The organism is Mumia sp. zg.B17 (genome assembly GCF_019550915.1).
Taxonomy (GTDB): Bacteria; Actinomycetota; Actinomycetes; order Propionibacteriales; family Nocardioidaceae; genus Mumia.
In genome coordinates, this window is sequence record NZ_JAHWCI010000007.1 from 180,167 (window position 1) to 197,252 (window position 17,086).

Here is a 17,086-nt window from a genome sequence, read left to right on the forward strand (position 1 = left end):
ACCCGTCGCCCCAGGGCGGCGGGTGCCGTCGGCGTCTCCCCACTCCCCGGCTCAGGTGTAGGTGATCACGTAACCCTGGTCGCGCAGCGCCTGCTCGACGGCGAAGCGGTGCTCCGGCCCGCGAGTCTCGACGCTCAGCGTCACCTCCACCTCGTCCATGGCGAGGGTCGAGGACGTCCGCTCGTGGATCACGTCGAGGACACTGACCGCCATCTCGGCGAGGACCCTCAGGAGGATCTCCAGCGAGCCCGGCCGGTCGGAGATCCTCACCCGGAACGACAGGAAGCGTCCCGCCGCGGCCAGGCCGTGCCGGACCACGTTCATCAGGAGCAGCGGGTCGATGTTGCCGCCGCTGAGCACGCACACCAGCGGGCCTTCGCTGTCGTCGGCGAAGAGCTCGGGATGCTGCATGATCGCGGCGACGCCGGCGGCCCCCGCCGGCTCGACGACCAGCTTGGCGCGCTCGAGCAGGAGCAGGAGCGCCTCGCTCAGCGCCTCCTCGGTCACCGTGACGATGCGGTCGACGTAGCGCGCGATCTCCTCGTACGGCACGTGGCCGGGCAGCGAGACCGCGATGCCGTCGGCCATGGTGCGCTGCGCGACGACCGACGTCGGCCGTCCCTCGGCGAGCGACACCGGGTACGGCGCCACGCGCTCGGACTGGACCCCGACGATCCGGACGTCGGGTCGTAGCGTGCGGACGGCGAGCGCCACGCCGGCGATGAGTCCACCACCGCCGACCGGAACGACGATCGTCGAGGCGTCAGGCACCTGCTCCAGCAGCTCGAGTCCGAGCGTGCCCTGTCCGGCGACGATGTCGGGGTGGTCGAACGGGTGGATGAGGACGGCCCCGGTGCGCTCGGAGTAGGCGCGGGCGGCCTCGAGCGCCGACTCGACCGACGTTCCCGCGAGCTCGATCCGGGCGCCGTAGTCGCGGGTCGCGGCCAGCTTGGGCAACGGCGCCCCCTCCGGCATGAATACGGTCGCGGTGGTCCCGAGCAGCGAGGCGGCGAGAGCGACGCCCTGCGCGTGGTTGCCCGCGCTGGCGGCGACCACGCCGCGAGCCTTCTCCTGGGCCGAGAGGTGGGAGATCCGGACGTACGCGCCACGGATCTTGAACGACCCGGCCCGCTGGAGGTTCTCGGCCTTGAGCAGCACGGGTCGTCCGAGGAGCGCGCTGAGCGGGCGCGAGGACTCGATCGGCGTGCGTACGGCCACGTCGGTGAGGAGGGCCGCAGCCGCGCGGACGTCGTCGAGGGTGACGGTCATGGCCTCCACCCTAGGACGGGCACCAGGGCGGCGGACGGTCGACCGCTACTCGGCGACGAGCGGCGGTGAGCCGCTCGCCGGCGCCACCCTGGCCGGGTCGCCACGCTCCGAGAGGTGGCGTACGACCGCATTGACGCAGGCCGCGAGCGGGACGGCGAGCAGCGCTCCGACGATCCCGGCGACGGTCACGCCGGCGGCGATCGCGAGGATGATCGCCAGCGGGTGGAGCTGCACGAGATGCCCCATGAGGAACGGCTGGAGGATGTGGGCCTCGACCTGCTGGACCGCGATCACGCCCAGCAGCATGAAGATCGCCGTCCACGGACCCTGGGCCACGAGCGCGACGAGGACCGCCACGAGCCCGGAGACGAACGCGCCCACGATCGGCACGAACGCACCCAGGAACACGAGGGTGGCGATCGCGAGGACCAGTGGCACCCCGAGGCCCCACGCCACACCGGCGATCCCGATCGCGTCGACGAGCGCGACCAGCACGGTGGCGCGGACGAAGGCCGTCAGCGAGGCCCAGGCGACGCGTCCGGAGGTGTCGACGGGGCTGCGGGCGTTGCGCGGGAAGATCCGGACGACCCAGTCCCAGATCCGACCGCCCTGGTAGAGGAAGAAGTACGTCGCGAACAAGACGATGAAGAACCCTGCGAGCAGGTGGGTCACCGTCGTCCCCAGCTCGGTGACGCGGTCGACGACCCCCGTGCCGCTGCTCCCCCACGCCTCGATGGTGCCCGTGACGCGGTCGATCCCGGCGTTGAGCTGGGCGTCGCTGAGTCCGAGTGGCCCGGTGCGCGCCCAGTCCTGGATCTCTTCCAGGCCGTCGACCACCTTGGTCCGCAGGTCGTCGAACTGCGCGGAGACCTGCTGCCCGACCAGGGTCAGCATCCCGACGACGGCGCCGATCCCCAGGACCATCACCAGCAGCGTCGCGAGCGCCCGAGGCACGTGGAGCCGCTCGAAGCGGTCGACGAAGGGCCTGATCAGCGCGGTGACGAGGATCGCGATCGCGACCGGGATGGTGATCTCGGAGAAGAAGCCGAGCAGCCACATGAGCCCCAGCCCTGCGGCGGCGATGATGATGAGACGCCAGCCCCACGAGGCGGCCAGCGCGATGCCGTACGGGACGTTGGGAGGGGTCGCGTCGGCAGGTGTGGCCGGAGGGAGCGCGGCGTACGGGCTCGAGGTCGGGACAGGATCGCCGAGGACGCCTGCCCGGTCGTCCCGCGCCGCGAGATCGCGCCGTGCGGTCGCTCGCATCCGCTCCACGAGCTCGTCGAGGCGGTCGCGACGGGACGGGGAGGACGAGATGGCGACCGACGGCCCGTCGGACAGCGACGCGTCGGCCGCGACGGTCTCCCCGTTGCCGTCGGCGCCTCTCCCGTCGCCTACCGGGCCTCTCCCGTCGCCGACAGCGCCGTCGTCACCGTCGGGCGGGAGCCCGTCCTTCCGGCCCGGAGTCATCGCGCCAGCCGCTCGAAGGCCGTCGCGAGGTCCGCGACGAGGTCGTCGGCCGTCTCGATGCCGACGCTGACGCGCACCAGGTCGGCGGGCACCTCCAGCGGGGAGCCGGCCGCGGACGCGTGGGTCATCCGACCGGGATGCTCGATCAGCGACTCGACGCCGCCCAGCGACTCGGCCAGCGTGAAGAGCTGGGTGTGCTCGACGACCTCGAGGGCGGCACCCTCGCCCGCAGCCATCCGGAAGGACACCATGCCGCCGAAGCGCTTCATCTGCCGGGCGGCCACCGCGTGGCCGGGGTGCTCGGGAAGTCCGGGGTAGATGACCTGGGACACCTCGGGTCGGCTCTGGAGGAAGGCCACGACGCGCTCCGCGTTGTCGCTGTGCCGGTCCATCCGGAGGGCGAGCGTGCGGAGCCCGCGCAGGACCAGCCACGAGTCGAACGGCCCGGCGACTGCACCCATGGAGTTCTGGTGGAAGGAGATCTGCTCGCCGATCCCCGCGTCGCGCACGACGATCGCGCCACCGACGACGTCGGAGTGACCGCCGGCGTACTTGGTCGTCGAGTGCACGACGATGTCGGCACCAAGCTCGAGCGGCTGCTGGAGGTAGGACGACGCGAACGTGTTGTCGACGACCAGCAAGGCGTCGGCGGCGTGCGCCACCTCGGCGAGGGCCTGGATGTCGGCGATGCCGAGGAGCGGGTTGGTCGGTGTCTCGACCCACACGATCCGGGTCGTCCCCGGGACGACGGCCGCGCGGACCGCCTCCACGTCGGAGATCGAGACCGGGTCGTACTCCAGGCCCCAGCGGGCGTGGACCTTGTCGAAGAGACGGTAGGTCCCGCCGTACGCGTCGTCGGGGATCACCACGTGGTCACCGGGCTGGGTCAGGGCGCGCAGCAGGGTGTCCTCGGCCGCGAGGCCGCTGGCGAAGGCGAACCCGCGCTCGCCGTGCTCGAGCGCGGCGAGGCACTCCTCGAGGGCGGTACGGGTGGGGTTGGCGCTCCGCGAGTACTCGTAGCCCTCGCGGAGCCCTCCCACACCGTCCTGCTTGTAGGTGCTGGTCGCATAGATCGGGGGCGTCACCGCGCCCGTACGGGGATCGGGGTCCTGGCCCGCGTGGATGGCCCGTGTCTCGAAACCGAAGTCGCTCACACCCGCGAGCGTATCCGTTCGTGGTACGGCGCATGGATGGCCGGATCAGGCGCTGTCACCTCATCGGTGACGCAGCGCACCCTGCCGCGATCGTGCGGCGACGGCCACGTCGGGGAAGTCGGAGAAGACCCCGTCGACCCCGGCGGCGTAGAAGGTCCGCAGCTCGCCGCGGAGGTTGCCGTGGGCACGGGGATCGGTGCCCCGGCGGAAGTCGGCCGGAAGGAACTGGTTCTCCGCCCGGAACGTCCAGGCGTACACGTCCAACCCGCTCCGGTGGGCGTCGCGCACGACGGTCGTGGGATCGGCGAGCGCGCCGTCCGCGGTCCGCGGGATCAGTACGTCCTTCTCCGCGCTCAGGATGTCGGCATAGCGGGAGAGGGCACGAAGTCCCTTCGGGGTCACCATGTCGGCGTACGTCGTGGGGTCTCCCGACGCCACGTGGTCGTACGGAGATCCCGACGCACTGACGTTCTGCGCGAGCGGGACCCGCAGCCGCCTCGAGAGCGCCTGCAGGTTCGCGGTCTCGAACGACTGGACGGTGACCGGCGACCGGCGGTGGTTGAGACCCCGACGGTCCAGGGTTCGGACGAGCGGGTCCTCGAGGTTCTTGCCGATCGAGCGGAAGTACGTGGGGTGCTTGGTCTCGGGGGCGACACCGATGGGGCGGCCTCGGCGGAGGCTCTCCCTGCGCGCCAGGTCGAGCACCTCGTCGAAGGTGGGGACGGTGAACCGACCGTCGTAGACGGTGTTCCCGGGTCGGACGAGCGGCAACCGCTCCTTGGCCCGCAGCGTCTTCAGCTCTGCGAGGGTGAAGTCCTCGGTGAACCATCCGGTGACCGGGCGGCCGTCGATGGTCTTGGTCGTGCGGCGAGCGTTGAACCGCGGGTGGTCGGCGACGTCGGTGGTGCCCCCGATCTCGTTCTCGTGGCGGGCGACGAGCACCTTGTCCTTGGTGATCACCAGATCGGGCTCGATGACGTCCGCGCCCTGCCGGATCGCGAGCCCGTAGGCGGCGATGGTGTGCTCCGGGCGGTAGCCGGACGCACCGCGGTGCGCGATCACGACAGGCAGGCGGGCCGTGTGGTGGAACGCGCCCGCCACGCGGTCGGGTCGGTCGGTGGCCGTGCCGGGGGTGCCTGCGGCGGCGGGGCCGCCGGCGACGACGATCGCGGGCGCGACGAGGGAGGCGGCGATCCCCAGGAGGATGGTCGTGCGACGTGTTCTCATGGGGACATCGCAGCGTCCCCGGATGGCGTCGCGGCAGCTCCCCGAGGTGGTGCGCATGAACGCTGGACGAACTCCGGAGGGCGGAGGCGGAGCCCGGGACCTGCCCGACGTGATGCGTGCGTGGCGGGTGACGTCGCCGGGGCCGTTGGCCGGTGGCGGCGACCCACCGCTCGAGCTCGTCGAGGTTCCGCTGCCCTCCCCGCTGCCGGGCGAGCTGCTCGTCCGGGTCGAGGCCTGTGGCGTGTGCCGCACGGACCTTCACGTGGCGGAAGGGGACCTGCCCGTCCATCGTCACCGCGTCGTCCCCGGGCACGAGGTTGTCGGTCGGGTCGTCGGGGACGGCGGCGGGGTCCACGGCGGTGCCCTCGACGGCTGGTCGACCGGTGACCGGGTCGGCATCGCGTGGTTGCGGCACACCTGCGGGCGCTGCCGCTGGTGCGTGCGGGGAGCGGAGAACCTCTGCCCGTACGGACGCTTCACCGGTTGGGACGCCGACGGCGGCTACGCCGAGTTCGCGACGGTCCCCGCCGCCTTTGCCTACCGGCTCCCCGACGACGTCGCCGCCGTGTCGCTGGCACCGCTGCTCTGTGCCGGGATCATCGGCTACCGCGCCCTGCGCCGCGCCGCGCTCCCCGAGGGAGGAAGACTCGGCCTGTACGGCTTCGGCGGCAGCGCCCACCTGTGTGCTCAGGTCGCGATCGCTGCCGGGGCGACGGTCCACGTGCTGACGCGCGACGCCGCGGCGCAGCGGCTCGCGCTGGACCTCGGGGCGGCCTCGGCCGGTGGCGCGTACGACGCGCCGCCGGAACCCCTCGACGCCGCGGTCCTCTTCGCGCCGGTCGGCGATCTCGTCCCTGTGGCGCTGCGTGCCCTGGACCGTGGCGGGGTGCTCGCCGTCGCCGGCATCCACCTCTCGGACACGCCCCCTCTCGTCTACGAGTCGGAGCTGTTCTACGAGAAGGAGCTGCGCTCGGTCACCGCCAACACGCGCGACGACGGACGGGCCTTCCTCGATCTCGCCGTCCGTCACGGGGTCCGAGCGACGACCCACCCGTACCCCCTCGAGGAGGGACTCTCCGCGCTGCGAGACCTCAAGGCAGGTCGCTTCGACGGCGCGGCGGTGCTCGTGCCGTGAGGTGGCTGCTGCACCTGTCAGGTCCTGGAGACGGTGACGAGGTGCCGTAGCCGGTCCTCCATCGGAGACCACCGGTCCTCACCAGGGCCGAATGGCCTGACCGGACCGCCCACCGCGCCCGCGGACACATAACGCCGACCCGTGGGCGTCGTCCAGGTAAGGCTCCTGGCGTGGTCGCGGTCGACCCGCCACCCTCGCGTCTCCTTGAGGAGGTTGTCGGTGCGGCAGACCCCCTGCGCGTTGTCGAGCACCGTCTCTCCGCCGCGTGCATACGGGGTCGTGTGGTCGATCTCGCGCACACGGCACTCGCACCACGGACGGGCGCAGAGCTCGTCGGTGGCCCGGACCAGCCGAGCGACGCCGGCCGGGAAGCGACGCCGACGGGGATCGACGGCCTCAAGGCCGTGACCGTCGGGTCGCGTGAAGAATCGGCGCACCCACCCCTGCTCTCCCGAGGCGAGGCGACGCGCGAGCTCACCGGGCACCGGCCCGTAGCCCCGGAGCACCGCGGCCACGTCGTCGGTGCCGTACAGCGTCTCCGGGCGCATCAGCACGCCGATCTCGGTGACGATGGCGAGCGCGCCGTCGGCGGTCACCGAGGCCCCGGCGAGCCGCTCGACGGCAAGGTCGGAGGTGAGCTGCGCGATGGTGCGGGGATCTCCGTCGGAGTGACGGGCCGACGCCTCGTGGTCGAGCCGCTCCCACACGGGGGCGAGCTGTGCCGCAGGTGCGCAGATCGACAGGGTTGCCATCGCGTCGAGCTCCGGTCGCAGCCGCACGTGGCGCTCGTCGCGAGCGCGCACCGTCCGCACGAACGCAGCATGCGGGTCCTTCTCGATGACCAGCCGCCGGGCGGCCGCGGCGGCACGCCGAGGACCCAGCACGGCCAGGAACGGCGCCAGCTCGGCGTCGACCTCGGCGCGCTGGTCCGGAGCAAGGTAGACCGTCTCCCGGCAGACCGCGGCGACGACGGACTGGTTGACGACGCCGTCCTGCAGGAGTCTGCGGGCTGCCGGATGGTGCTCCAGGTCGCGGGTGAGCCGGTAGGTGGACTCCCCGGCGGTGGCCGAGGCCTGGCGCGCGAGCCCGATCTCGGCGAACAACGACCGGCAGACCTCCCGCTCGTCGGTGTGCGGACCGAGCACCTCCCGCCGACGGACGTCGAGGTCGGCGACCGCGTCGGTCTGGCACGCCTGCGCCATGCGCACGATGACCTCGCACAGGGCCACCGCCTCCACCGCACCGGCACCCGCGGCCACCGCCTCCTCCTCGGCGGCGTCGATCCGTGCGAGCGCGGCCGCGACCGCCTCACCGACCCGCTCCAGCAGGCCGGTGAGCAGGCGCTCTGTCATCGGATCGCTCATGTGTTCGATTCTAGCGCGGACGAGCGACAAGGGTGAGGACGTTGTCCACCGGTCAGATCGGGAACACTGAAGCGGCAGGCATGGTTGTAGGTGGAGCACCCGAGGAGGAAACAGATGTTCTCGTTCAAGACTCACCTCATCTCCCCCGACCAGGCCCTTCCCGGCCGCGAGGCCCGTCCGTTCTCGGTCGGTGACGAGCACCTCGTGCTCGGCACGCCGATCATGACCGAGCCACCGGAGGGCTACGAGGCCGTCGTCTTCGGTCTCGGATGCTTCTGGGGTGAGGAGCAGACCTTCTGGAACGTGCCGGGAGTCTGGTCGACATCGGTCGGCTACGCCGGCGGCTTCACCAAGAACCCCACGTACGAGGAGGTCTGCAGCGGCCGCACCGGGCACGCCGAGGTCGTCCGCGTGATCTACGACCCGGCCAAGGTCTCCTTCGACGACCTGCTCAGGGTCTTCTGGGAGAACCATGACCCCACCCAGGGGATGCGGCAGGGCAACGACCGTGGCACGCAGTACCGCTCGGTCATCTACACGACCACGCCGGAGCAGCTCGAGAAGGCCGAGGCGTCGCGCGCGGCGTACCAGAAGCGGATGACCGCCTCCGGCTACGGCGAGATCACCACCGAGATCCGGCCGCTGGGCGACTACTGGTACGCGGAGGACTACCACCAGCAGTACCTCGTGAAGAACCCGTTCGGCTACTGCCCGAACCACTCCACCGGCATCGCGTACGCCACGAGCTGATCGCATGCAGGGAGCGCCGGTCCGCACGGTGGTCGCCGCGGTCGCCCTTGTGGCGGCCGCGGCGTGCACCAGCGAGCGGACGACCGGCGACACGGCTCCGTCGTCACCGCCCGGCGCCACGACGGAGCCGGTCTCCGAGCCGTCGGTCTCCGAGCCGTCTGCCGCCGACCGGCCCGACCCCACCGCGACGCCCGCACTCCCCGCCGCCGGCAGCCCGGTGTCCCTCCCGGCGCTGATGGCGAAGGAGTACGACGGCCGAGCGCTGCGTCTCGGGGAGACGCTCGCCACCACCGAGGCCTACACGCGGCGTGCGGTCACCTACCGCAGCGGCGACCTCCGGATCTCGGGGATCCTCGTCGTCCCCCGGGGTCGTGGCCCGTTCCCCGTGCTGATCCTGGCGCACGGCTACATCGACCCGGCCGTCTACACCAGCGGCCGCGGGATGACGCGCGAGCAGGACTACCTCGCGCGCGCGGGGTATGCCGTCCTCCACGTCGACTACCGCAACCACGCCGGCTCGGACGACGACCCGACCGCCGAGCGCGACCTCCGGCTCGGCTACACCGAGGACGTCATCAACGCGGTCCTCGCCGTCCGCCGCTCCGGCGACCCGCGCCTCGACGGCGACCGCGTCGGCCTCGTCGGCCGTTCGATGGGGGGAGGCGTCGTCCAGAACGTCCTCGTCACGAAGCCGGGGCTCGTCGACGCCGCGGTCGTGTTCGCGTCCGTGAGCAGCGACACGGTCGACAACTACGAACGCTGGACGGCCGCCGAGCGCCCGGAGGTGGCCCGCCAGATCGTCCGCCGGCACGGCTCGCCGGAAGATGCCCCGGGCTTCTGGAAGCAGGTGTCTCCCCGGACCTACGTCGACCGCGTGACCGAGCCGCTGCTGATGCTGCACGGGACCGCCGACGACACCTGCCCTCCGCGCTGGTCCGAGCAGACCGCCGCGGCCTTCGAGCGCGCAGGCAAGGATGTCGAGCTCGTGACGTACGCCGGAGAAGGACACGCCTTCGGGCCGCAGTGGCCGCAGTCGATGCGGCGCACGGTGCGCTTCCTGCGGACCGAGATGGGCTAGCCCGCCATCGAGGCGTAGCGCTTGGCGGCGCGCGCCTTGGCCTTCTCGGCCTCGACCTCGCGGTCCTTGGGCGGCGCCTGCGTGACCAGGTCGGCAAGGAGGTGCTGGGTGACGTGCGCGACCTCGCGCACCGCCTGCTCGAACACCTCGGCGTTCGTCTGCGACGGCTTGGTCATCCCGCTGACCTTGCGGACGTACTGGAGCGCCGCGGCCTCGATCTCGTCGTCGGTCGCGTGCGGCTCGAAGTTGTGGAGGGTCCGGATGTTGCGGCACATGTCGTCCACGCTACGCCGCCGGGCGGACCTCGTCACGGCCTCGGCGCCACCCGGTGCCGTAGAGTCGCCCGCCATGGTGAGCGACGGTGCGACGCGATCGTGGTGGGGATGGGGCACGCTCGAGGAGGCGCTCGACTCGGGTGAGACGGACGCGCTGGTCAGCCGTACGGCCGCGCTGATGCCGTCACAGGACCTCACCGTCCACGCCCCACCTGTCGTCGACGACGACCTCCTCCCCGCCCGGCGGGTGACCCCACCGCCGTCGCTGGACCACCTCTGCTCCGTCGACCCCGTCGACCGCGCCGCGCACACCCACGGCAAGGCGTTCCGTGACATCGTGCGCAACCTCCGGGGCGACCTCGCGAACGCGCCCGACCTCGTGCTCCGGCCGCGCACCGAGGCCGATGTCGTCGCCATCCTCGACTGGTGCTCGGGCGCGGACGTCGCCGTCGTCCCGTACGGGGGCGGCACCTCCGTGGTCGGCGGCGTCGAGCCGCGGCTCGACGGTGACTTCGCCGGCGCGGTGTCGCTCGACGTGAGCGCGATGGACCAGGTGCTCGAGGTCGACCGGACCAGCCGTGCCGCCCGGATCCAGGCCGGCGTCCTCGGCCCGCACCTCGAGGACCAGCTCCGGCCGTACGACCTGACGCTCCGGCACTTCCCGCAGTCCTTCGCCTACTCGTCGCTGGGCGGCTGGCTCGCGACCCGCGCGGGCGGACACTTCGCGACGCTGCACACCCACATCGACGACCTGACCGAGTCGATGCGCGTCATCTCGCCGTACGGGACCGGTGAGTCGCGACGACTGCCGGGCTCGGGTGCGGGACCGTCCCCCGACCGGTTGTTTCTCGGGTCCGAGGGCACGCTCGGCGTCATCACCGAGGCATGGATGCGTCTCCAGGACCGGCCGCAGTGGCGCGCCGGCAGCTCGGTGCACTTCGCCGACTGGGCGTCGGCCGTCGAGGCGGTGCGCCACCTGGCGCAGTCGGGCCTGCACCCGGCGAACTGTCGTCTCCTCGACCCGGCCGAGGCCTTCCTCAACGCCGGCGTCTCGGTGGGCGGTGGCGTCCTCGTGCTGGGGTTCGAGTCGGCGGACCACCCGGTCGACGCCGCGCTGGAACGGGCGGTCGAGATCTGCCACGACCTGGGCGGCATCCTCGCCGGAGCGTCTCCGCCGGGCGGCGCGCGCGACGCCTCGGCGTCGACGTGGCGCTCGTCGTTCCTGCGGATGCCCTACCAGCGTGACGCGCTGGTGCAACGCTCGGTGATCGCCGAGACGTTCGAGACCGCGACGACGTGGGACCGCTTCCCCGCGCTGCACGCGGCGATCACGGCCGCCGCCACGGACGCCGTCCGGGAGGTCTGCGGCGTGGGGGTCGTGACCTGCCGGTTCACCCACGTCTATCCCGACGGCCCCGCGCCGTACTACTCGGTCTACGCCGCCGGGCGCTGGGACGGCCTCGTCTCCCAGTGGGACGAGGTGAAGGCCGCCGTGTCGGAGGCGATCGTCGCCCACGGCGGCACGATCACGCACCACCACGCGGTCGGACGGGACCACCGGCGCTGGTACGACGAGCAGCGTCCCGAGCCGTACGCCGCCGCGCTCGCCGCGGTCAAGCGCACCCTCGACCCGGCGGGCGTCCTCAACCCCGGCGTCCTCCTCTGAGCACCGGACCCGCCCTCACCGCTGCGTCCACGCGAGGAGCTCGTCGAGAGGCCACGTGTCGACGACGCGCTCCGCGGTGATCCCTGCCGCCTCGGCACGCACGCAGGCGAGCCCCTGCCAGGAGAGCTGACCAGATGCGTGCGCGTCGGTGTCGATCGAGAAGAGGCACCCGCGCTCGACCGCGACGTCGAGCAGCCGCGACGGCGGGTCACGGCGTTCGGGTCTGCTGTTGATCTCGAGCGCGGTGTCGAACTGCTTGCACGCCTCGAACACGATCTCGGGGTTGAACGCCGACTCCGGCCGTGTGCCCCGCGATCCCTCCACAAGCCTTCCCGTGACGTGGCCGAGGACGTCGGTGTGGGGGTTCGCGACCGCGGCGACCATGCGTCGGGTCATCGTGTCGGCATCGTCCTTCAACCGCGAGTGCACGCTCGCGACGACCACGTCGAGGCGCTCCAGCAGCTCGGGCTCCTGATCGAGGCTCCCGTCGTCGAGGATGTCGACCTCGATGCCGGTGAGGATCCGGAACGGCGACAGCTCCTCGTTGAGTCGCTCCACGACGTCCAGCTGCTCACGGAGCCGCTCAGGAGAGAGCCCGCGGGCCACCGTGAGCCGGGGCGAGTGGTCGGTCAGCGCGCAGTAGTCGTGGCCGAGCCGGACCGCGGTCCGCATCATCTCCTCGATCGACGCTCCGCCGTCGGACCAGGTGGAGTGCGTGTGGAGGTCGCCGCGCAGGGCCGCACGCAGGGCGGTGTCGTCACCAGGGACCGGCTCGTCCTCCTCCCGCAGCCGCGCGAGGGTGTCGGGCACCCGGCCGGCCGAGGCCTGCGCGATCACCGCCGCGGTCTTGGCTCCGACGCCGCTCAGCTCCGACCACGAGTCCCGCTCGGCCAGCTGTGCCCGACGGTCCTCGTCGAGGGCGTCGTAGACGTCCGCGGCCTTGCGGTAGGCCATGGGCCGCCGCGGCTCGGAGCGAGAGCGCTCCAGCAGGTAGGCGATCTCACGCAGGGCAGCAGAAGGCCCGGTGTCGGTGAGATTCATCCCCGGCACCGGGCCGTCGCTCGCGACGCGGCGGTCGTACGACCGCGGTCAGACCCGCATCTGGTAGGTGAGGCAGTCGGCCTTGTCCTTGCCGGGCCCGACCCGGATGGCGTCGGCGGTGCACTCGAGCTCTGCGTTGTGAACACAGTCCGTACGGTGGCACGCTCCGACGCGCGCCACCACCTTGGAGAGGCCTCCGCTCGGTCCGATGTCGAGGAACGTGCCGCACAGCGGGTCGTCCACCGTGCCGGAGATCGTGATCGCGCCGGCGTGGCACTCGTGCTCGTGGTTGTAGGAGCAGCCTGCCGCTGCGCACCCGTTGACCGCGGGAAGATCCGTGACGCTCATGCCGTGCCCCCTGCTCGATGGCCAGTGCCTCAGGCTAGAACGGGGTCCCCGCCGTAAGGCAAGACTCAGCGGCCGTCACCTTAGGCGAGGCTTCCCCCGGAGAACGACCCCTGGACACGACACTGGGTCCGGTGCCGTCCCTCCCGGACACCGGACCCAGTGGTCTTGCGGGCACCGGCGCGTACGTGGGCGTGACGCGCGCGGTGCCCGGCTCGAGGCGCTCAGAACTGAATCGGACCAGCCTGCAGCGTCATCTTGTTGCCGCTGCCCGAGAGCAGCGAGGTGAGGAGCAGGTCGCGACCGCTGGTCGGACCGATCTTGTAGCCGCAGCCCTGGAACTTCGGGATCGTGTACTCACCCTCGAGCTGCACCGGCTCGGTGAGCGAGAAGGGCGTTGTCGAGCGGAGCGTCGTGGTGATCTCACCCGTGCCACAGCCGCTGCGGACGATGTTGAGGAACGGCAGGAGGTCGGAGGAGACCCGCGGGACAGCCAGCCGGAACGAGAGGTCGACGCTGACCACGCCGTCTTCACCGACGGTGGCCGCCGTCGGGCTGGTCTGGACCAGCTTCACGGTGGAGGTCGTGTCACCGAGCCCGGGGATGCCGAGGAGGCGGATGTGGGCCTCGATCGGGGGAATGTTGACGTCTCCGACGACCGTGATCGGCGGGCCGAAGTTGAAGTCACCGTCGAGCGAGGCACCCTCGGGGATCTGCAGGGTGGCGTTCTGCTTGGCCACGGTGGCCGTGCCCGTGATCGGCAGCGTGACGGGCTGTGCGTTGGCGGGCGCGGTCGTGGCAACGAGGCTGCCGAGGACCAGGGCCCCGACGGCGGCGAGGCCACCGAGCTGCTTGCGGATGGACATGGGTCTCCCTCCCATTGGACGGCACGCTCGCGGGGTCGCCCTCGGGGGTCGGGCCGTCTGTGTCGTAGATCACGCAGACTACTGAGAGGTAACGTCGACTGCAACCCTGGGTTACAGACGTGACGGCACCCTCAGGTTGTGTGGAGCGGAGCCTCAGCCGACGAGGCGGGCGCGCAGGCCGTCCACGACCCGCGCGGCGGCCCCGGCGTCGTACAGCCAGCCCGCCGTCCCACCGGGATGGGCGTCCCAGACGTCGAGCACGGCGTCGATGGCGTCCTGCGGGATCGCGAGGTAGGAGGAGGGGGCACGTCGCGACGGATCGATCTGCGGTGCGATCCGGAGCCGCTGCAGCACCGCGTCCATCGCTGCGCCGGTCGCCAGGTAGTCCTTCACCACCGCGTCGCGCGAGACACCCGCCGTACGCAGCAGCATGGCCACGGCCACCCCCGTACGGTCCTTGCCCGCCGCGCAGTGCAGGAGCGTCGCGCCGTCGTGGTCGGCGACCAGCGTCGCGACCTGCACCAGCTCGGCGCGGGCCACCTCCAGCATGCCGAGGTACAGCGCCTCCAACCCGCCGGTGGCCATCCGCGCCACGACCTGCGGGCTCGCCGACTGAGGGCCGTCGGGACGCAGAGCCTCGAGCAGCGAGATCTGACGCACGGTGGCACCGGTGGGGGCGAGAGGGTGCTCGGGGCCGGACTCCGCCGACGAGCGCAGGTCGAGGACCAGGCTCGGCGGCCACGGCAGCCCTCCAGGGTCACGGTCGTCGATGCTCGGCATGGCCGAGCGCAGCAGGACACCGTGCACGGTCGTGGCGCCGTCCTCGGTCGGCAGCCCACCGAGGTCGCGGAGGTTGGGCGTGGTCGTCGCCTCAGACATCCGCCACCTCGGGGAGCACCTGCTCGCCGAGCAGCGCGAGGTGGTCGAGGTCTGCGAGGTCGAGCACCTGCAGGTAGATCCGCTGCGACCCCTCGCCGGCGAAGGTCGCGATCCGTTCGACCACCTCCTGCGGCGTCCCGCAGAGTCCGTTGGTGCGCAGGTCGTCCACGTCGCGCCCGATGGCTTCCGCCCGACGTCGGATCTCCGCCTCGTCGCGACCGCAGCACACCACGAGCGCGCTCGAGTAGGTGAGGTCGTCGGGGTCGCGGCCGATCTCCTCGCACGCGGCACGCACGCGGTCGTACTTGGCCCGGTGCTCCTCCGGCAGGGTGAACGGGAGGTTGAACTCGTCGGCGTAGCGAGCCGCGAGCGCCGGGGTCCGGCGGCGTCCGTGCCCGCCGATGACGACCGGGGGACGCGGCGTCTGGGTCGGCTTCGGCAGCGCCGGGGAGTCGGTCAGCGTGTAGTGCTCTCCCGCGAAGGAGAACCGCTTGCCCGTCGGGGTCTCCCACAGCCCGGTGAGGATCGCGAGCTGCTCCTCGAACCGATCGAAGCGTTCGCCCGTCGACGGGAAGGGGATGCCGTACGCCTCGTGCTCCTCGGCGAACCAGCCCGCGCCGAGCCCGATCTCGATCCGGCCCCCGCTCATCTGGTCGACCTGCGCGACCTGGATCGCAAGCACGCCGGGGTGCCGGAACGTGGCCGACGTCATCAGCGTGCCGAGGCGGATGGTCGACGTGTCGCGGGCGAGACCGGCGAGCGTCGTCCAGGCGTCGGTCGGCCCCGGGAGCCCGTCACCTCCTCCCATCACCAGGTAGTGGTCGGATCGGAAGAAGGCCCCGAACCCCTGCTCCTCGGTGGCCAGCGCGACCGCCAGCAGGTCGTCGTACGTGGCGCCCTGCTGTGGCTCGGTGAAGATTCGCAGCTCCATACACCCACTCTGCCATCCACGGCGAACGCCCGGTGCCGGGCCGATCCACAGGCCCACCTCGCAGGACTGTTGCGTCGCGCCCTTTGTGCCCTAGTGTGTAGCGAGCCGTCCTGGAACGTATCCAGTTCGGCCTGTGACAACCCCCCGGACCGACCCCTCGCTGCTTACCCCCGCGGCGTGACGGGTCGAGGAAGAAGTCAAACCACCGTGCGCGCTGCAAAGAAGCTCGTCGCGGCGGCGGGACTGGTGCTGCTGCCTGCGCTCCTGATCTCCGCCCCCGCCCACGCCACTGTCTCCACCACCTATGGTCACACCTCGGTCTGCAAGGACCTGGACACCGGCAAGCTCGAACCCACGGGCGACAAGAAGTACGTGAAGATCACGGCGCCCGAGGGCAAGCTCATCTCCGGCTACTGCGTGAAGACCGACTCCAAGCGCGGCGTCGAGTACGTCAAGGTCAACCCGCCGGCCGAGAGCGTGAAGATCAGCCACGCGTGCAAGGACGTGGTCCACTACTCGGTCACGTACGTGCCGGCTGGCAAGCCGACCCCCTCGCCCTCACCGTCGCCGTCGGCGACCCCCCCGCCGTCTGAGACTCCGACGACCCAGCCGACGACCGAGCCGACCGAGACCCAGCCGACCACGGAGCCGACCGAGACGGAGCCGACCAGCCCCGCCACGGAGCCGACGACCGAGCCGACCGAGACGGAGCCGACCAGCCCCGCCACGGAGACCTCTCCGACGCCGTCGGAGGATGTCGCCCCGGCGACCGAGACCGCTCCCGGTGACGATGACGACAGCGACAACGGTGTCGCAGGCGAGGACGAGACCGCCCCGACTGCTGTCGACGCCGGTCTGACGAGCAGCACCACGCCGGGGTCCACCACCTGGATGGCCACCGTCGCGGGCCTCGGAGGCGCCGTCCTCCTCGCCGCCGCGGCCTACCTGATGCGGATGCGCAAGCGCGGTGACCACCGAGCCTGATCTCGTCACCGTCCGCCGCGAGGCGCGTGCCCGTCGCCGGGCACGCGCCCGCGTGCGGATGGCGGTCGCCGTCGTTGCAGGCGCCGCGGGCCTCCTCTGCACCTGGGTGGCCTTCGGCGCCTCTGCGTCGTTCAACGACGAGGACGGCTCCGGCACACCGACCGCGGCCGCTCCGGTCGCCTCCGAGAGCGCTGAGGCCATCCTTGCCGAGACGCCCGCCCGCAAGCTGCCCGCCGGACGCGCCGCCAAACCGGTCCTCGTGCGGGTGCCCGCACTGGAGGTTGTCGCCCCGGTCGCGCCGATGAGCGCCGTCGACGGAGTGCTGACCCCTCCCGCCGACGCCTCGATGGTCGGCTGGTGGGACGACGGCGCACGACCGGGAGCCTCCAAGGGCACGGTCGTGGTCGCCGGACACACGGTCCACACAGGCGGAGGCGCTTTCGACGACCTCGGCCAACTCGAGCCCGGCACGAAGGTCGCCGTCAGGACCAAGCGCGGAGTCGTCCGCTACGTCGTCCGCCGGGTGGAGACCTACGACAAGGCGACCCTCGCCGAGAAGTCCGCACGACTCTTCCGACAGAAGGGCCGCCCGCGTCTCCTCCTCATCACGTGCGAGGACTGGGACGGCACGGGCTACCGCTCCAACACCGTC

At 71.8% G+C, this 17,086-nt stretch carries 17 protein-coding genes; 6 read left to right on the top strand and 11 right to left on the bottom strand.

The window, feature by feature from the left end; all coding sequences use genetic code 11:
* Window positions 1-51: 51 nt before the first annotated feature.
* The 4 genes from ilvA to KV097_RS13120 are packed head-to-tail and all read right to left on the bottom strand — an operon-like array spanning window position 52 to window position 5,120.
* Entirely contained in the window at window positions 52-1,269 is a 1,218-nt protein-coding gene (gene ilvA, locus KV097_RS13105; protein ID WP_220343785.1) for a threonine ammonia-lyase, read from the bottom strand.
* Between the two features lie 45 nt (window positions 1,270-1,314).
* The gene (locus KV097_RS13110) at window positions 1,315-2,739 is read right to left on the bottom strand and encodes an AI-2E family transporter (RefSeq protein WP_255559599.1); all 1,425 of its coding nucleotides are present in this window, start codon (window positions 2,737-2,739) and stop codon (window positions 1,315-1,317) included.
* Window positions 2,736-3,893: a cystathionine gamma-synthase gene (locus KV097_RS13115; protein ID WP_220343784.1), complete on the bottom strand. Its 1,158-nt coding sequence runs from the start codon at window positions 3,891-3,893 to the stop codon at window positions 2,736-2,738. The genes KV097_RS13110 and KV097_RS13115 overlap by 4 nt, the downstream gene beginning before the upstream one ends.
* A gap of 60 nt (window positions 3,894-3,953) precedes the next feature.
* Window positions 3,954-5,120 (bottom strand): glycerophosphodiester phosphodiesterase, encoded by a 1,167-nt coding sequence (locus tag KV097_RS13120; protein ID WP_220366119.1) that lies wholly within the window; start codon window positions 5,118-5,120, stop codon window positions 3,954-3,956.
* Window positions 5,121-5,175: 55 nt separating this feature from the next.
* Here KV097_RS13120 and KV097_RS13125 point away from each other — a divergent pair, with 55 nt between their 5' ends.
* Window positions 5,176-6,255, top strand: coding sequence for a zinc-binding alcohol dehydrogenase family protein (locus KV097_RS13125; protein ID WP_255559600.1), 1,080 nt, complete (start codon window positions 5,176-5,178; stop codon window positions 6,253-6,255).
* Window positions 6,256-6,272: 17 nt separating this feature from the next.
* On the opposite strand, the gene KV097_RS13130 is transcribed toward KV097_RS13125, so the two are convergent.
* On the bottom strand, window positions 6,273-7,619 hold the full coding sequence (locus KV097_RS13130; protein ID WP_220366120.1) for an HNH endonuclease signature motif containing protein: 1,347 nt from the start codon (window positions 7,617-7,619) through the stop codon (window positions 6,273-6,275).
* 114 nt (window positions 7,620-7,733) lie between these two features.
* Here KV097_RS13130 and msrA point away from each other — a divergent pair, with 114 nt between their 5' ends.
* Both msrA and KV097_RS13140 read left to right on the top strand, forming a co-directional pair.
* A complete protein-coding gene (gene msrA / locus KV097_RS13135) occupies window positions 7,734-8,369 on the top strand; it encodes a peptide-methionine (S)-S-oxide reductase MsrA (protein WP_220343781.1) in 636 nt (211 codons plus the stop codon).
* A 4-nt stretch (window positions 8,370-8,373) separates the two neighbouring features.
* Window positions 8,374-9,447 carry a S9 family peptidase gene (locus KV097_RS13140; RefSeq protein WP_255559601.1) on the top strand — a complete coding sequence of 358 codons (1,074 nt, stop codon included), beginning with the start codon at window positions 8,374-8,376 and terminating at the stop codon, window positions 9,445-9,447.
* On the opposite strand, the gene KV097_RS13145 is transcribed toward KV097_RS13140, so the two are convergent.
* On the bottom strand, window positions 9,444-9,722 hold the full coding sequence (locus KV097_RS13145; protein ID WP_220343780.1) for a DUF2277 domain-containing protein: 279 nt from the start codon (window positions 9,720-9,722) through the stop codon (window positions 9,444-9,446). The two genes, KV097_RS13140 and KV097_RS13145, sit on opposite strands and share 4 nt — an antisense overlap.
* A gap of 73 nt (window positions 9,723-9,795) precedes the next feature.
* Here KV097_RS13145 and KV097_RS13150 point away from each other — a divergent pair, with 73 nt between their 5' ends.
* Window positions 9,796-11,388 carry an FAD-binding oxidoreductase gene (locus tag KV097_RS13150; RefSeq protein ID WP_220366121.1) on the top strand — a complete coding sequence of 531 codons (1,593 nt, stop codon included), beginning with the start codon at window positions 9,796-9,798 and terminating at the stop codon, window positions 11,386-11,388.
* Between the two features lie 15 nt (window positions 11,389-11,403).
* On the opposite strand, the gene KV097_RS13155 is transcribed toward KV097_RS13150, so the two are convergent.
* From KV097_RS13155 to KV097_RS13175, 5 genes are all read right to left on the bottom strand, one after another.
* On the bottom strand, window positions 11,404-12,429 hold the full coding sequence (locus KV097_RS13155; protein ID WP_220366122.1) for a PHP domain-containing protein: 1,026 nt from the start codon (window positions 12,427-12,429) through the stop codon (window positions 11,404-11,406).
* 48 nt (window positions 12,430-12,477) lie between these two features.
* The gene (locus KV097_RS13160) at window positions 12,478-12,777 is read right to left on the bottom strand and encodes a DUF1540 domain-containing protein (protein ID WP_220343777.1); all 300 of its coding nucleotides are present in this window, start codon (window positions 12,775-12,777) and stop codon (window positions 12,478-12,480) included.
* A gap of 221 nt (window positions 12,778-12,998) precedes the next feature.
* Window positions 12,999-13,640, bottom strand: a complete 642-nt coding sequence (locus KV097_RS13165) for a hypothetical protein (protein WP_220343776.1) — start codon at window positions 13,638-13,640, stop codon at window positions 12,999-13,001.
* Window positions 13,641-13,793: 153 nt separating this feature from the next.
* A complete protein-coding gene (locus KV097_RS13170; protein WP_220366123.1) occupies window positions 13,794-14,519 on the bottom strand; it encodes a tyrosine-protein phosphatase in 726 nt (241 codons plus the stop codon).
* Window positions 14,512-15,450: an LLM class F420-dependent oxidoreductase gene (locus tag KV097_RS13175; RefSeq protein ID WP_220366124.1), complete on the bottom strand. Its 939-nt coding sequence runs from the start codon at window positions 15,448-15,450 to the stop codon at window positions 14,512-14,514. The genes KV097_RS13170 and KV097_RS13175 overlap by 8 nt, the downstream gene beginning before the upstream one ends.
* Window positions 15,451-15,657: 207 nt before the next feature.
* Here KV097_RS13175 and KV097_RS13180 point away from each other — a divergent pair, with 207 nt between their 5' ends.
* Together KV097_RS13180 and KV097_RS13185 are read left to right on the top strand one after the other, a co-directional pair.
* Window positions 15,658-16,434, top strand: a complete 777-nt coding sequence (locus KV097_RS13180) for a hypothetical protein (RefSeq protein WP_220366125.1) — start codon at window positions 15,658-15,660, stop codon at window positions 16,432-16,434.
* Window positions 16,418-17,086: class F sortase (locus KV097_RS13185; protein ID WP_308289424.1), on the top strand; the 669-nt coding region annotated here is incomplete at its 3' end. The genes KV097_RS13180 and KV097_RS13185, both read left to right, overlap by 17 nt.

Bases quoted from the DNA above. Each gene is read 5' to 3' on its own strand.
- KV097_RS13175 (WP_220366124.1), bottom strand. From the start codon at position 15,450: ATGGAGCTGCGAATCTTCACCGAGCCACAGCAGGGCGCCACGTACGAC.
- KV097_RS13130 (WP_220366120.1), bottom strand. From the start codon at position 7,619: ATGAGCGATCCGATGACAGAGCGCCTGCTCACCGGCCTGCTGGAGCGG.
- KV097_RS13165 (WP_220343776.1), bottom strand. From the start codon at position 13,640: ATGTCCATCCGCAAGCAGCTCGGTGGCCTCGCCGCCGTCGGGGCCCTG.
- KV097_RS13145 (WP_220343780.1), bottom strand. From the start codon at position 9,722: ATGTGCCGCAACATCCGGACCCTCCACAACTTCGAGCCGCACGCGACC.
- KV097_RS13170 (WP_220366123.1), bottom strand. From the start codon at position 14,519: ATGTCTGAGGCGACGACCACGCCCAACCTCCGCGACCTCGGTGGGCTG.
- KV097_RS13120 (WP_220366119.1), bottom strand. From the start codon at position 5,120: ATGAGAACACGTCGCACGACCATCCTCCTGGGGATCGCCGCCTCCCTC.
- KV097_RS13155 (WP_220366122.1), bottom strand. From the start codon at position 12,429: ATGAATCTCACCGACACCGGGCCTTCTGCTGCCCTGCGTGAGATCGCC.
- msrA (WP_220343781.1), top strand. From the start codon at position 7,734: ATGTTCTCGTTCAAGACTCACCTCATCTCCCCCGACCAGGCCCTTCCC.
- KV097_RS13140 (WP_255559601.1), top strand. From the start codon at position 8,374: ATGCAGGGAGCGCCGGTCCGCACGGTGGTCGCCGCGGTCGCCCTTGTG.
- KV097_RS13110 (WP_255559599.1), bottom strand. From the start codon at position 2,739: ATGACTCCGGGCCGGAAGGACGGGCTCCCGCCCGACGGTGACGACGGC.
- KV097_RS13125 (WP_255559600.1), top strand. From the start codon at position 5,176: ATGAACGCTGGACGAACTCCGGAGGGCGGAGGCGGAGCCCGGGACCTG.
- KV097_RS13150 (WP_220366121.1), top strand. From the start codon at position 9,796: ATGGTGAGCGACGGTGCGACGCGATCGTGGTGGGGATGGGGCACGCTC.
- KV097_RS13160 (WP_220343777.1), bottom strand. From the start codon at position 12,777: ATGAGCGTCACGGATCTTCCCGCGGTCAACGGGTGCGCAGCGGCAGGC.
- ilvA (WP_220343785.1), bottom strand. From the start codon at position 1,269: ATGACCGTCACCCTCGACGACGTCCGCGCGGCTGCGGCCCTCCTCACC.